The sequence below is a fragment of the Ottowia sp. genome (assembly GCF_035444425.1).
Lineage (GTDB): Bacteria > Pseudomonadota > Gammaproteobacteria > Burkholderiales > Burkholderiaceae_C > Ottowia.
Map to the genome: position 1 here is coordinate 1 of NZ_DAOMOQ010000059.1, position 12,845 is coordinate 12,845.

The following is a 12,845-nucleotide window of genomic DNA, read 5'->3' on the forward strand; positions in this document are numbered from 1 at the left end:
GCACTTCCATGGTCTTGATGGTGCCGCTGGGGTCGATCACGAAGGTGCCGCGCAGCGCCAGGCCTTCCTCATCGATGTGCACGTCGAAGGCCCTGGTCAGCTGGTGCGTGGGGTCGCCGACCAGGAAGAACTTGGCCTTGCCAACGGCGTCCGACGTCTCGTGCCACACCTTGTGCGAGAAGTGGGTGTCGGTGGTGACGATGAACACCTCGGCGCCCGCCTTCTGGAACTCGGGGTAGTGCTCGGCCGCGTCCTCGATCTCGGTCGGGCAGTTGAAGGTGAAGGCGGCGGGCATGAAGATCACGACCGACCAGTTCTTGCCGTCGGACAGGTTCTTCTCGGTCACTTCCTCGAACTTGCCGTTGCGGAAAGCCTGGGCCTTGAAAGGCTGGACCTGGGTGTTGATCAGGGACATGTGTTCTCCTTTGGTTGATGAAACGATTCGACGGGATGAATTATAGAATCAAACTATTGATTTACATTATTCATTTTTCCTAAACTATCATTAGGCAGCGGCTATCGGGTGGATTCCCGTCCATGCGATCAGCGCGGTGCTCGCATCCGCTGTACGCATGCGGGTAGCAATCTACACCACGCGCTCGACATGTGGATGACCGGCATCGACCGGCTACGGGCGCTGCAAAAGAAAGCCGGACCGGCCCTCGAGAGGCTGGTCCGGCTCGAGTCCGGGCGATGGTGCCGGGTGTCAGTGTGGCGCCTGCTCGAACGGCAGTTGCAGCTTGCGCAAGTCCTTGCGGGTCTCGACCAGCACCAGCGGACCGTCGTCGATCTCGACCAGCGCCGGGCGTTCGCGCGGCACGTGGATCGGCTGCGGCTCGGCTGCGATCGCGGCCTGCACTGAGGCGACCTTGTCGGCATCGGAATTCACCCATTGCAGGCCAGCGTGCTCGGCCAGCGACTCGAGTTCCCCGAGCGGCAGGCGGAACGGCGTCACTTTCGGCATGCCGTTGGTGTCCTGAGGCGCGGCCTCGGCGGCCGGCGCGGGCTCGGCTTCGGTTGCGCGTTCCGGCTCGATCTCGGTCGCGGTCTCGGCGGCGACCGTCACCGGGCTGGCTTCCGGAGCCGGTTCGGCGGGGATGGTGATGGCTTCGTCCACGGCCTCCGTCATGGGCGTGGCGCTGGGGGCTTCGGCACTGCGGGCGAAGTAGGAGCGCGGCGCTGTCGCATCAGCCTCGGCACCGGCCTCCGCCGATACCGATGCCACTGAGCCGTCGTCGGCCATGGCGCCCGGCAAGCCGGCGTGGCCGTCGCGGCGCTCGCCGTTGCGCTCACGGCGGTCGCGGCCGTAGCGGTCGCGTGTGCGGCGCTCGCGACGCTCCTCGCCCGCCGTGGCTTCGGTGTTTTCCACCGGGGCGCTGTCGCCGACCGCGATTGGGGTGGCGGCGGCCAGGCTGGCCTCGTCCTGGGCTGCGGCTTCCGCGTGTTCGCCGCGCTCGCTGCGGTCGCGGCGTTCGCCGCGTTCACGCCGGCCCTCGCCGCCACGGCTGCGGCGACCCTCGCCGCGCTCGCCCTGCGGCCTGCGGCTGCTGGCTTCGGCCCCGGTTTCCACCGTGCTCGACTCGGCATCCTGCACGGCGGTCGTGGTATCGACCGGGGTGGTCTCACGGCGCTCGCGTCCGCCCTGGCGCTCGCCACGCTGACCGCGTTCGCCGTTGCGGCGGCCCTCGCCGCGCTGGCCGCGGCCTTCGCCCTGGCCCTCGCCGCGTGCTTCCTGGCGCCGCTCGTCGCTGCCACGGCCTTCGCCGCTGCGCTCTCCGCGACCACCGCGGCCGCCACGGCCGCCACGGCGTTCACCGTCGCGGCCGCCACGGCCTTCGCGCTTGGCTTCGGCGGCGGGCTGCGGTGCCGGCGTGGGCGCCACCGGCGCCGGAGACGGTGTCATGCCGAACAGGTTCTTCAGCCAGCCCATCAGGCCAGCCGGTGGCGCCGCTGGGGCGGCTGCGACCGGTGCAGCGGGTGCCGGCGCGGCGGCCACCGGCTCGGGCTTGGGCTCCACCACCGGCGCCGGGGTGTCGCGCAGCACGCCCTTGATGACGGGTTGCTGCCGGTTGGTCGGCTCCTGGCTGCGGCGGGTGACGGTGGTCGGGTCCTCGAACTCCTCGGCCAGCTTGTAGCTGGAGTCGATGTCGTCCAAGCGTGGGTCGTCGTGCTTCAGACGTTCGAGCTTGTAGTGCGGCGTCTCCAGCGTCTTGTTGGGCACCAGGGTGACGTTGACGCGCTGCTTGAGCTCGATCTTGCCGATCTCGGGGCGCTTCTCGTTCAAGAGGAAGGAGGCCACTTCCACCGGCACCTGCACATGGACGGCGGCGGTGTTGTCCTTCATGGACTCTTCCTGGATGATGCGCAGGATCTGCAGCGCGCTGCTTTCGGTGTCGCGCACGTGGCCGGAGCCGCCGCAACGCGGGCAAGGGATCGAGGCACCTTCGCTGAGCGCTGGTTTCAGGCGCTGGCGGCTCATCTCCAGCAGGCCGAACTTGCTGATCGAGCCGAACTGCACGCGTGCGCGGTCCTGGCGCAGCGCCTCGCGCAGGCGGTTCTCGACCTCGCGGCGGTTCTTGGCCTCTTCCATGTCGATGAAGTCGATCACGATCAGGCCGCCCAGGTCGCGCAGGCGCATCTGGCGCGCCACCTCGTCGGCTGCCTCCAGGTTGGTGCGGGTGGCGGTTTCCTCGATGTCGCCGCCCTTGATGGCGCGCGCCGAGTTGACGTCGACCGCCACCAGCGCCTCGGCGTGGTCGATCACGATCGCACCGCCCGAAGGCAGGGTGACGGTGCGCGAGTAGGCCGACTCGATCTGGTGCTCGATCTGGAAGCGCGAGAATAGCGGCGCGTTGTCACGGTAGCGTTTCACGCGATGCGCCTGCTCGGGCATCACGTGGCTCATGAACTGGTGCGCCTGCTCGTAGATGTCGTCGGTGTCGATCAAGATGTCACCGATGTCCGAGTTGAAGTAGTCGCGGATGGCGCGGATCACCAGGTTGCTCTCCTGATAGATCAGGAACGCGCCCTTGCCGGCCTTGGAGGCGTCGTCGATGGCGGTCCATAGTTTCAGCAGGTAGTTCAGGTCCCACTGCAGCTCGGGCGCGCTGCGGCCGATGCCGGCGGTGCGGGCGATGATGCTCATGCCCTTCGGGTACTCGAGCTGGTCCATCGCTTCCTTCAGCTCGGCACGATCCTCGCCCTCGATGCGGCGGCTGACGCCGCCGCCGCGCGGGTTGTTGGGCATCAGCACCACGTAGCGGCCGGCCAGGCTGATGAAGGTGGTCAGCGCCGCGCCCTTGTTGCCGCGCTCCTCCTTCTCGACCTGCACCAGCAGGCCCTGGCCTTCCTTGATCACGTCGTTGATCTTGGCCTGGCTGACGGAAACCCCGTCGGCGAAATACTGGCGCGAGATTTCCTTGAACGGCAGGAAGCCGTGGCGTTCCTCGCCGTAGTCGACGAAGCAGGCCTCCAGCGACGGCTCGACGCGCGTCACCACGGCCTTGTAGATGTTGCCCTTGCGCTGTTCGCGCCCTTCGATCTCGATCTCGTAATCGAGCAGTTTCTGTCCATCGACGATCGCCAGGCGGCGCTCTTCGGCCTGCGTGGCGTTGATCAGCATCCGTTTCATGATGCGTTGTCCTTCAAGTGTCAAAAGCAGTCAACGACTCCCCTTGGGGAGCCCCAGATGCCCTGGACGACGCGCGGATACGGGTGGAATCGCTGCCCTGGCGACTGACCTTGGGTGGAAGAGGGCGTGGGACGCGGTCTTCCAGGCCGCTGAACGGGTGGTTCAGCGGCCGCGGTCAGGCGGTGGCGCGTGGATGGGTGCGAGCAGCACCGGCGCGGCGCAGCCCACCCGAGGGGTGAGCGCGCGCATCGGCACGGTGCCGGCCGGGGCAGCATCCGGCTCGAGGCCGGCCGGCCACAGCCAGCGCCTCAGAACCATGATCAATGCCATCAGCACGGATGTCTCGCTTTCGATCCGACCCGCAGGCCTTGCCGTTCTGGCAGCCTGCCGGTCATGGGTATTCCAGTTTCAGTATTGCATCGCGTCGACCAGACCTGCGCATTTTCTTGCGTGGCCGCCCGATTCATGTGGGGGCAGGCGCTTTCTTGTGCAGGCGTGGCATCGACCTTCACCAGCGACGGCTTGTGGGCCTCTGGAATAGACTAGCCCTCTTGAACAGGGCTGTGACTTCCATTTCAAACTCAACCACTTACGGCCGGTCGCCAGTGGAACGCATTATAGGTGCCGCGGCCACCACCCACACGAGCCCGGGAAAACCCGAGGTCGGCTGGCTGACGGTGGACGAGGAGAGCGCCGGCCAGCGGCTGGACAACTTCCTGATCCGGCACCTGAAGGGCGTACCCAAGACCCATGTCTACCGCATCATCCGCTCCGGCGAGGTGCGGGTGAACAAGGGCCGCGCCGGCGCCGACACGCGCGTGTCGGCCGGCGACGTGGTGCGGGTGCCGCCGGTGCGGGTGGCCGAGCGGCCCGCGGCCGGCGCCGTTCCGGGGCGCGAATTCCCCGTCCTGCTGGAGGACGAGCAACTGCTGGCGATCGACAAACCGGCCGGCGTGGCGGTGCACGGCGGCTCGGGCGTGGCCTTCGGCGTCATCGAGCAGTTGCGCCGGGCCAGGCCGGATGCCCGTCTGCTGGAGCTGGTGCATCGGCTCGACCGCGAGACCAGCGGCGTCCTGCTGGTGGCCAAGAAGCGCAGCGCACTGAAACAGCTGCAGGACCAGTTCCGCGCGCGCGACACCGGCAAGACCTACCTGGCGCTGGTGCTGGGCGACTGGCCCGAGCGCCTGAAGGTGATCGATGCACCGCTGCGCCGCTACCTGGTACCCACGGGCGACGGGGACGGCGAGCGGCGCGTCAAGGTGGTGGCCAGGGATGACGCCGACGGCATGCGCTCGATCACGCTGGTGAAGCTGCGCCAGCGCCTGCCCGGCTTCAGCCTGCTGGAAGTGACCATCAAGACCGGCCGCACGCACCAGATCCGCGTGCACCTGGCCGCGCAAGGCCACCCGATCGCGGGTGACGACAAGTACGGCGACTTCGAGCGCAACAAGACCTTGCAAAGGCAGGGTCTGAAGCGCATGTTCCTGCATGCATGGCGCTTGCAATTCGTGCACCCGGCCACCGGTGAGCGCACGGAGCTGCAGGCGCCGCTGCCGCCCGACCTGCATGACTTCGTCGGCTCCCGCCACCCCGCCCCATGACCCGACCGCGCCAATTCGACCTGATCTGCTTTGACTGGGACGGCACCCTGTTCGATTCCACCGCCATCATCGTGCGCAGCATCCAGCAGGCGGTGCTGGACGTGGGTGGCGCCAGACCGAGCGATGAGGCCGCGGCCTACGTCATCGGCATGGCGCTGATCCCGGCGCTGGCGCATGCCGCGCCCGACGTGCCGCGCGAGAAATACCCCGAGCTGGGCGACCGCTACCGTCACCACTACCTGGCGCATCAGCACGACATCAGCCTGTTCGAGGGCGTGCTGCCAATGCTGGCCGACCTGCGCCGGCGTCACCACTGGCTCACTGTGGCCACCGGCAAGAGCCGGCGCGGCCTCGACGACGTGCTGGCCTCGCGCCAGCTGCATGGCGTGTTCGACGGCTCTCGCACCGCCGACGAAACCGCCGGCAAGCCGCACCCGCGCATGCTGCACGAGCTGATGCGCGAGTTCGGCGCCGAGCCCGAGCGCACACTGATGATCGGCGACACGACGCACGACCTGCAGATGGCGGTGAACGCCGGCTGCGCCAGTGTCGGCGTGAGCTACGGCGCGCACCCGCCGCAGGATCTCGATGCGCTCGACCCGCGCTTCATCGCCCATTCGGCCGCCGAGCTGCACCGCTGGCTGCTCGCGCACGCCTGACATGCCGTGCCGGATGGAGGCTGCATGACCGACGACGAGCGCCGCGCCATCGTGCTGTGCGACAGCGCCGAGCTTCGGGACGGCGGCCTGGCGGTGTCGTTCGACGTCGTTTATGGCGGCCAGACCATGCGCGCCTTCGCGATCCGCTTCGACGGCCAGGTGCATGCCTACCTGAACCGCTGCACCCATGTCGCGATGGAGATGGACTACCAGCCGAACCGCTTCTTCGACAACAGCGGCCGCTGGCTGATCTGCGCCACCCATGGCGCCGTGTACGCGCCGGATACGGGCGAAGGCGTCGAGGGACCGTGCCGCGGTGGCCTGGTGAAGATCGAGCTGTCGGAGCAGGACGGCGTGGTGCACTGGTACACCAGTCGGCTGCTGCAGCCGCTGGTGTTTTGAGCGCCATCAGCATGCTGGTGCGGCCAGTCGTGGACAATTCCAGCTCTTTGCCGTAGCCGATGGAAATCAAGTGAACACAGAACCGAAGCAGGTGGGCTGGGAGCGCCAGACGATCGAGAAACTGCTGCTGGCCGAGTTGCGCGAGCGCCGCGCCGCACGGCGCTGGCGCATCGCGCGCAGCCTGCTGTGGATGCTGCTGTTCGGCGCGCTGATCTGGGTGCTGGCCTCGGAGCAGCTGCCCTCGGCCGCCCCGGCCGGGGCGCACACGGCCATGGTCAGCATCAAAGGCCAGATTGCCGATGGCGGCGAGGCCAGCGCCGAACTGGTGCTGCCGGCACTGCGCAGCGCCATGGAGGACAAGGGCGCGCAGGCGCTGGTGCTGTTGATCAATTCGCCCGGCGGCAGCCCGGTGCAGGCGGGACTCATCACCGACGAGATCCGCCGCCTGCGTGCACTGCACGACAAGCCGGTGTACGCGGTGGTCGAGGAAACCTGTGCCTCGGCGGCCTACTACATCGCCTCGGCGGCCGACAAGATCTTCGTCGACAAGGCCAGCATCGTCGGCAGCATCGGCGTGCTGATGAACGGCTTCGGCTTCGTCGACACGCTGGACAAGCTGGGCGTCGAGCGGCGCCTGCTGACGGCGGGCGAGAACAAGGGCTTCCTGGACCCCTTCAGCCCGCAGTCGGAGCAGCACAAGCAGCATGCGCAGCGCATGCTGGACCAGATCCACCAGCAGTTCATCGAGGTCGTCAAGCAGGGGCGCGGCGAGCGCCTGAAGAACGAGCCGGAGATGTTCAGCGGCCTGTTCTGGACCGGCGAGCAGTCGGTCCAGCTTGGCCTGGCGGACGATTTCGGCAGCCTTGATTCGGTGGCGCGCGATATCGTCAAAGCCGAGAAGCTGATCGACTACACCAACAAGGAAAACCTGGCCGAGCGCTTCGCCAAGCGCTTCGGCGCCGCCATGGGCGAGGGGGCGGTGCAGGCGCTGCGCGGGCTGCCGGGGCTGCGCTGATCAAGTCTCGCGGGAGCGGCGGCAGCCGCGAACCGGCGTTTGCGATGCAAAGGGGGGCCGTTGGCAGCTGCCGCCGCTTCCCACGGCCGATTTCAGGGGCCGATCGCGAACACCGCTGGCGCGCGCGCCAGCGTGGCGTCGGCGTTGCGAGCCTGTTGCCAGGCGCTGACGGCGCGGCTCTGGATGTGCGCGTCGGCCAGCGTCAGACCTTGCCCGATGGCCAGCCGGGTACCGGGCTTGAGCGTCTGCAGCAGCGCCTGCCACAGCGCGGGGTTGCGGTACGGCGTTTCAATGAACAACTGGGTCTGACCGGTCTTCAGCGCCAGCGCCTCCAACTCTCGGATGCGCTGCGCACGCGCCGCGGCGTCCTGCGGCAGGTAGCCGACGAAGGCGAAATCCTGGCCGTTCAGGCCGCTGGCCGCCAGGGTCAGCAGAATCGATACCGGGCCGACCAGCGGCAGCACCTCGATGCCCAGATCGTGGGCGGCGCGCACCACCGAGCTGCCCGGGTCGGCCACCGCCGGCATGCCGGCTTCGCTGATCAGGCCGATGTCCTGGCCTTGCAGCGCCGGCGCCAGCAGTGCGCGGGCGTCGAAACGGGCGCCGCCATGGTGGTCGCCCTTCTTGTGCACCGCATGCGGCAGTTCGGTGATCTGCTGCGCCTGGATCGGCTGCGCCAGCGGCACCTGTGCATCGACGCGCTTGAGGAAGGCGCGGGTGGACTTGGCGTTCTCGCTGATCCAGTGCGTGAGGGCGGCGGCGGCTTGCACGGTGGCAAGCGGCAGCACCTGTTCCAGCGGCACCTGCTGCTCGCAGCCGTGGTCCAGCGACGTCGGCACCAGCACCAGCCGGCCCCTGGGCGACGCCGCGCTCATGGCAGGCGCAAGCCGGCTGCGCGCAGCAGGCGGGCGGTGCGGATCAGGGGCAGGCCGACGAGCGCGGTCGGGTCGTCGCTGACGATGGCGTCGAGCAGGGCGATGCCCAAACCTTCGCTCTTGGCGCTGCCGGTGCAGTCGTAGGGCTGCTCGGCGTGCAGGTAGCGCTCGATCTCGCCGTCGTCCAGCGTCCGAAAGCGCACTTCGATGGTGGCCAGCTCGTGCCCGGAGAAGCCGGTCGCCTGGCAGACCACGCTGAGTGCGGTCTGGAACAGCACCGTGCGCCCGCTCATGCGACGCAACTGCGCGACGGCGCGCTCGTGCGTGCCGGGCTTGCCGAGCGGCTCGCCATCAAGTTCGGCCACCTGGTCGGAGCCGATCACGACCGCCTGAGGGTGGCGGCAGGCCACCGCGTGCGCCTTGGCCGCCGCCAGGCGCTGCGCCAGCGCACGGGGTGCTTCGCCAGGCTGCGGGGTCTCATCGACCGCGGGCGTGTCGACCTCGAACGGCAGGCCGAGCCGAGCCAGCAATTCGCGTCGGTAGCGCGAACTGGAACCCAGTACCAGTGGTCGGGAGGTGATCGCAAGCATGGCGGCGATTCTCTTACACTGGCCGCATGAGCAAGGCATTCCAGGCCCATCGGCTCGATGTCGCGGCGTTTGCGCAGCAGCGTGCGAGCCTGTCCGATCAGGATCCGCTGCCGCGCTACGAGCGCCTGGCGTCGGAATTGCACAGGCCGGCGCCCGAAGCGGTGGTGGCGTGGCAGGTGCACGGCGAGCAGCGTACGGCGGTTGATGGAGGATCGCGCCCGGCGCTGCATCTGCGCGTCGAGGCCGACTTGCCGTTGACCTGCCAGCGCTGCATGGGTGAGGTGCGCACCAACGTGATGGTGGATCGGCACTTCGTCTTCGTGCCGGACGAGGACACCGCCGCCGCACTGGACGATGCGTCGGAGGACGACGTGCTGGCGCTGGCAGCGGACTTCAACCTGCATGCGCTGATCGAGGACGAACTGCTGCTGGCGCTGCCGCTGGTGCCGCGCCACGAGCAATGCCCCGAGGCGGTTCAGTTGTCCGTGCAGGATGCGGATTTCGAGGCGGCACAAGAGCAGCAGGCGCACCCGTTCGCGGCGCTGGCCAAGCTCAAAGGCGACAAACCGGCCTGATCTTCAGCACTGCCGCATCTTATTGCTGGCGAGCCGGAGCATTTCAAGGCTATAATCTCGGGCTTCGCGTGCAGCGCCCTTTTCCGGTGCCATTTCCGGTGCCTTGTGGGGGCCGGTCCGTCAAGCCGATTGGCGGCGCGCCAAAGAAATCAACCTGTTTCACGATGCGGTGGCGCCAGCCGCCGGCTTCAACCAGAGATCCGAAGGAGCCACCATGGCTGTTCAGCAAAACAAGAAGTCGCCTTCCAAGCGCGGCATGCACCGTTCGCACAATGCCCTGGCGCAGCCGGGCATCGCCGTCGAGCCGACCACCGGCGAGACGCACCTGCGCCACCACATCAGCCCCAACGGCTTCTACCGCGGCCGCCAGGTCATCAAGCCGAAGACCGAGGCCTGATCAAAAGCCTGACGGGAGACCGGGTGCACTGTGGCGGTGTGCTCGCCCTTCCTTCGTCAGCCTGGCCCGATGCTGCCGCCGCGTAGCCTCGGGCCTTCTTGTTTCTAGCGGCGTGGTTTATTCTTGGCGCGGGATCTGGGCGGAGCGTGCATGATTGTTCTGGCTGTCGATTGCATGGGTGGCGACCATGGCCCCAAGGTCACGCTGCCGGCCTGCCGCCAGTTCCTTGATCGCCATCCCGACGCCGAGTTGCTGCTGGTCGGCCGGCCGGAGGCGCTGCAAGGCTTGAGCCATGAACGCGCCCGCGTGGTGCCGGCCACCGAAGTCGTCGGCATGGACGATTCGATCGAGCTGGCGCTGCGCAAGAAGAAGGATTCCTCGCTGCGGGTGGCCATCCAGCAGGTCAAGGACGGCACCGCGCAGGTGGCGGTGTCGGCCGGCAACACCGGCGCGCTGATGGCGATCGCGCGCTACCTGCTGAAGACGCTCGACGGCATCGAGCGTCCGGCCATCGCCACCCAGATGCCCAACGCCGAAGGCGGCGTGACCACGGTGCTGGACCTGGGCGCCAACGTGGATTGCACGGCCGAGCACCTGCTGCAGTTCGCCGTCATGGGCTCGGCCCTGGTGGCGGTGCTGAGCGGCGACAAGCAGCCCACGGTCGGCCTGCTCAACATCGGCGAGGAAGCCATCAAGGGCAGCGACGAGATCAAGCGCGCCGGCGAGTTGCTGCGCGCGGCGGCGGCTGCCGGTGACCTCAACTTCATCGGCAACGTCGAGGGCAACGACATCTTCAGGGGCACGGCCGACATCGTGGTCTGCGACGGCTTCGTCGGCAACGTGGCGCTCAAGACCAGCGAGGGCCTGGCGGCCATGATCGTGCAGTTCCTGCGCGAGGAGTTCTCGCGCAACCTGCTGACGCGGCTGGCGGCGGCGGTGTCCTACCCGGTGCTGAGCGCGCTGAAGAAGCGCATGGACCACCGCCGCTACAACGGCGCCGCCCTGCTCGGCCTGCGCGGGCTGGTGTTCAAGAGCCATGGCTCGGCCGACGCACTGGCGTTCGAGCAGGCGCTGTGCCGCGCGTATGATGCAGCCCACAACCAGTTGCTGGAGCGCGTGCGCGCGCGCATCGCCCATGCGGCGCCGCTGCTGGCCGGGGCGGGCTGATCGGATTCGATCGGCACCAGCCTACCTAGCCTATAAGAAGCTTTGATGACCGCACGCTACTCCCGCATGACCGGCACCGGCAGCTACCTGCCGCCGCGCCGCGTGACCAACGATGACCTGGTGGCTGAACTGGCCGCGCGCGGCATCGAGAGCTCCGACCAGTGGATCGTCGAGCGCACCGGCATCCAGGCACGCCATTTCGCCGCGCCCGACGTGCCGGCCAGTGACCTGGCGGTGCCGGCGGCGCAGGCGGCACTGCAGGCGGCGGGCCTGCAGCCGGCCGACATCGACCTGATCATCGTCGCCACCTCGACGCCTGACATGGTGTTTCCGTCCACCGCCGCCATCGTGCAGCACAAGCTGGGCATCGCCGGCTGTCCGGTGTTCGACATCCAGGCGGTGTGCAGCGGCTTCGTCTACGCGCTGACGGTGGCTGATGCCATGATCGCGAAGGGCGTGGCCAGCAAGGCGCTGGTGATCGGCGCCGAGGTGTTCAGCCGCATCCTCGACTTCAGCGACCGCTCGACCTGCGTGCTGTTCGGCGACGGCGCCGGCGCCGTGGTGCTCGAGGCCAGCGATGAGCCGGGCATCCTGGCGACCGACCTGCACGCCGACGGCAAGTACGTCGACATCCTGTGCGTGCCGGGCAACGTCTCGGGCGGCCAGGTGCTGGGCGATCCGCTGCTCAAGATGGACGGCCAGGCGGTGTTCAAGCTGGCGGTTGGCGTGCTCGACAAGGCCGCGCGCGCGGTGCTCGAGAAGGCCGGCAAGCAGGAATCCGACATCGACTGGCTGATTCCGCATCAGGCCAACATCCGCATCATGCAGGGCACGGCTCGCAAGCTGCACCTTCCGCCGGAGAAGATGGTGGCGACCGTGCAGGACCATGGCAACACCTCGGCGGCGTCGATTCCGCTGGCGCTCGATCACGCCGTGCGCCAGGGCCAGATCCAGAAAGGGCAGACGCTGCTGCTCGAAGGCGTCGGCGGCGGCTTCACCTGGGGTGCCGTGCTGCTGGTGTTCTGACGCAAACGCCCCGGTCCACCATGAAACCCATTGCATTCGTCTTTCCTGGTCAAGGCTCGCAGAGCGTCGGCATGCTGGACGCCTGGGGCGATCATCCGGCCGTGCGCGAAACCGTCGAGGAAGCTTCGGCCGCGCTGGGCGAGGACATCGGCGCGCTGATCCACGGTGGCCCCAAGGAAGCGCTGGCGCTGACCACCAACACCCAGCCGGTGATGCTGGTGGCCGGCGTCGCCTGCTGGCGTGTGTGGCGCGCTGAGGGCGGGGCGCTGCCGGCGGCGGTGGCGGGCCACTCGCTGGGTGAGTACGCGGCGCTGGTGGCGGCCGATGCGCTGCCGCTGGCGCAGGCGGTGCCGCTGGTGCGCCTGCGCGCGGCGGCTATGCAGGAAGCGGTGCCGGTCGGCACCGGCGCCATGGCCGCGATCCTCGGGCTGGATGCCGACAAGGTCGTGGCCGGCTGCGCCGAGGTGAGCCAGGCGCTGGCCGCGAACGGTGGCGAAGTGGTCGAGGCGGTGAACTTCAATGACCCGGTGCAGACCGTGATCGCCGGCACCAAGGCGGCGGTCGACAAGGCCTGCGAAGTGCTCAAGGGCATGGGCGCCAAGCGCGCGCTGCCGCTGCCGGTGTCGGCGCCGTTCCATTCCAGCCTGATGAGGCCGGCCGCCGAGCAACTCAAGGCGGCGCTGGCGGACGTGTCGCTGGCCGAGCCGAAGATCCCGCTGGTCAACAACATCGACGTTGCCGTCGAGAGCGATCCCGGCCGCATCCGCGACGCGCTGTACCGTCAGGCCTTCGGGCCGGTGCGCTGGGTCGAGTGCGTGCGCCAGATCAAGGCCATGGGCCTGGGCACGGTGGTCGAATGCGGCCCGGGCAAGGTGCTGGCCGGCCTGACCAAGCGCATCGACGCCGA

The 12,845-nt window shown here is 68.4% G+C and carries 14 protein-coding genes; 9 read left to right on the top strand and 5 right to left on the bottom strand.

Translation table 11 applies throughout. The features are described from left to right. From PK606_RS14995 to PK606_RS15005, 3 genes are all read right to left on the bottom strand, one after another. The coding region (locus PK606_RS14995; RefSeq protein ID WP_324565115.1) for a redoxin domain-containing protein at positions 1-415 on the bottom strand (415 nt) is incomplete at its 3' end. A gap of 291 nt (positions 416-706) precedes the next feature. Further along, complete coding sequence (locus tag PK606_RS15000) at positions 707-3,631, bottom strand: Rne/Rng family ribonuclease (RefSeq protein ID WP_324565117.1); 2,925 nt, start codon at positions 3,629-3,631, stop codon at positions 707-709. 162 nt (positions 3,632-3,793) lie between these two features. After that, positions 3,794-3,949: a hypothetical protein gene (locus PK606_RS15005; RefSeq protein ID WP_324565118.1), complete on the bottom strand. Its 156-nt coding sequence runs from the start codon at positions 3,947-3,949 to the stop codon at positions 3,794-3,796. A gap of 287 nt (positions 3,950-4,236) precedes the next feature. Here PK606_RS15005 and PK606_RS15010 point away from each other — a divergent pair, with 287 nt between their 5' ends. The 4 genes from PK606_RS15010 to PK606_RS15025 all read left to right on the top strand — a co-directional run bounded on the left by PK606_RS15010 (position 4,237) and on the right by PK606_RS15025 (position 7,308). Further along, on the top strand, positions 4,237-5,232 hold the full coding sequence (locus PK606_RS15010) for an RluA family pseudouridine synthase (RefSeq protein ID WP_502920859.1): 996 nt from the start codon (positions 4,237-4,239) through the stop codon (positions 5,230-5,232). Then, positions 5,229-5,891 carry an HAD family hydrolase gene (locus tag PK606_RS15015; protein WP_324565119.1) on the top strand — a complete coding sequence of 221 codons (663 nt, stop codon included), beginning with the start codon at positions 5,229-5,231 and terminating at the stop codon, positions 5,889-5,891. The genes PK606_RS15010 and PK606_RS15015 overlap by 4 nt, the downstream gene beginning before the upstream one ends. 24 nt (positions 5,892-5,915) lie before the next feature. Further along, the gene (locus PK606_RS15020) at positions 5,916-6,293 is read left to right on the top strand and encodes a Rieske (2Fe-2S) protein (protein ID WP_324565120.1); all 378 of its coding nucleotides are present in this window, start codon (positions 5,916-5,918) and stop codon (positions 6,291-6,293) included. A 70-nt stretch (positions 6,294-6,363) separates the two neighbouring features. After that, entirely contained in the window at positions 6,364-7,308 is a 945-nt protein-coding gene (locus PK606_RS15025) for a S49 family peptidase (RefSeq protein ID WP_324565121.1), read from the top strand. 92 nt (positions 7,309-7,400) lie between these two features. On the opposite strand, the gene PK606_RS15030 is transcribed toward PK606_RS15025, so the two are convergent. Both PK606_RS15030 and PK606_RS15035 read right to left on the bottom strand, forming a co-directional pair. Then, entirely contained in the window at positions 7,401-8,183 is a 783-nt protein-coding gene (locus PK606_RS15030; protein WP_324565123.1) for an SAM-dependent methyltransferase, read from the bottom strand. Beyond that, the gene (locus PK606_RS15035) at positions 8,180-8,773 is read right to left on the bottom strand and encodes a Maf family nucleotide pyrophosphatase (protein ID WP_324565125.1); all 594 of its coding nucleotides are present in this window, start codon (positions 8,771-8,773) and stop codon (positions 8,180-8,182) included. The genes PK606_RS15030 and PK606_RS15035 overlap by 4 nt, the downstream gene beginning before the upstream one ends. Positions 8,774-8,799: 26 nt before the next feature. On the opposite strand from PK606_RS15035, the gene PK606_RS15040 reads away from it, so the two are divergent. The 5 genes from PK606_RS15040 to fabD all read left to right on the top strand — a co-directional run. Beyond that, on the top strand, positions 8,800-9,348 hold the full coding sequence (locus PK606_RS15040) for a YceD family protein (RefSeq protein WP_324565127.1): 549 nt from the start codon (positions 8,800-8,802) through the stop codon (positions 9,346-9,348). A gap of 214 nt (positions 9,349-9,562) precedes the next feature. Beyond that, complete coding sequence (gene rpmF / locus PK606_RS15045) at positions 9,563-9,745, top strand: 50S ribosomal protein L32 (RefSeq protein ID WP_324565128.1); 183 nt, start codon at positions 9,563-9,565, stop codon at positions 9,743-9,745. A gap of 150 nt (positions 9,746-9,895) precedes the next feature. Beyond that, positions 9,896-10,912: a phosphate acyltransferase PlsX gene (gene plsX, locus PK606_RS15050; protein ID WP_324565130.1), complete on the top strand. Its 1,017-nt coding sequence runs from the start codon at positions 9,896-9,898 to the stop codon at positions 10,910-10,912. Between the two features lie 45 nt (positions 10,913-10,957). Next, the gene (locus tag PK606_RS15055; RefSeq protein ID WP_324565131.1) at positions 10,958-11,938 is read left to right on the top strand and encodes a beta-ketoacyl-ACP synthase III; all 981 of its coding nucleotides are present in this window, start codon (positions 10,958-10,960) and stop codon (positions 11,936-11,938) included. A 20-nt stretch (positions 11,939-11,958) separates the two neighbouring features. Next, the coding region (gene fabD / locus PK606_RS15060) for an ACP S-malonyltransferase (protein WP_324565132.1) at positions 11,959-12,845 on the top strand (887 nt) is incomplete at its 3' end.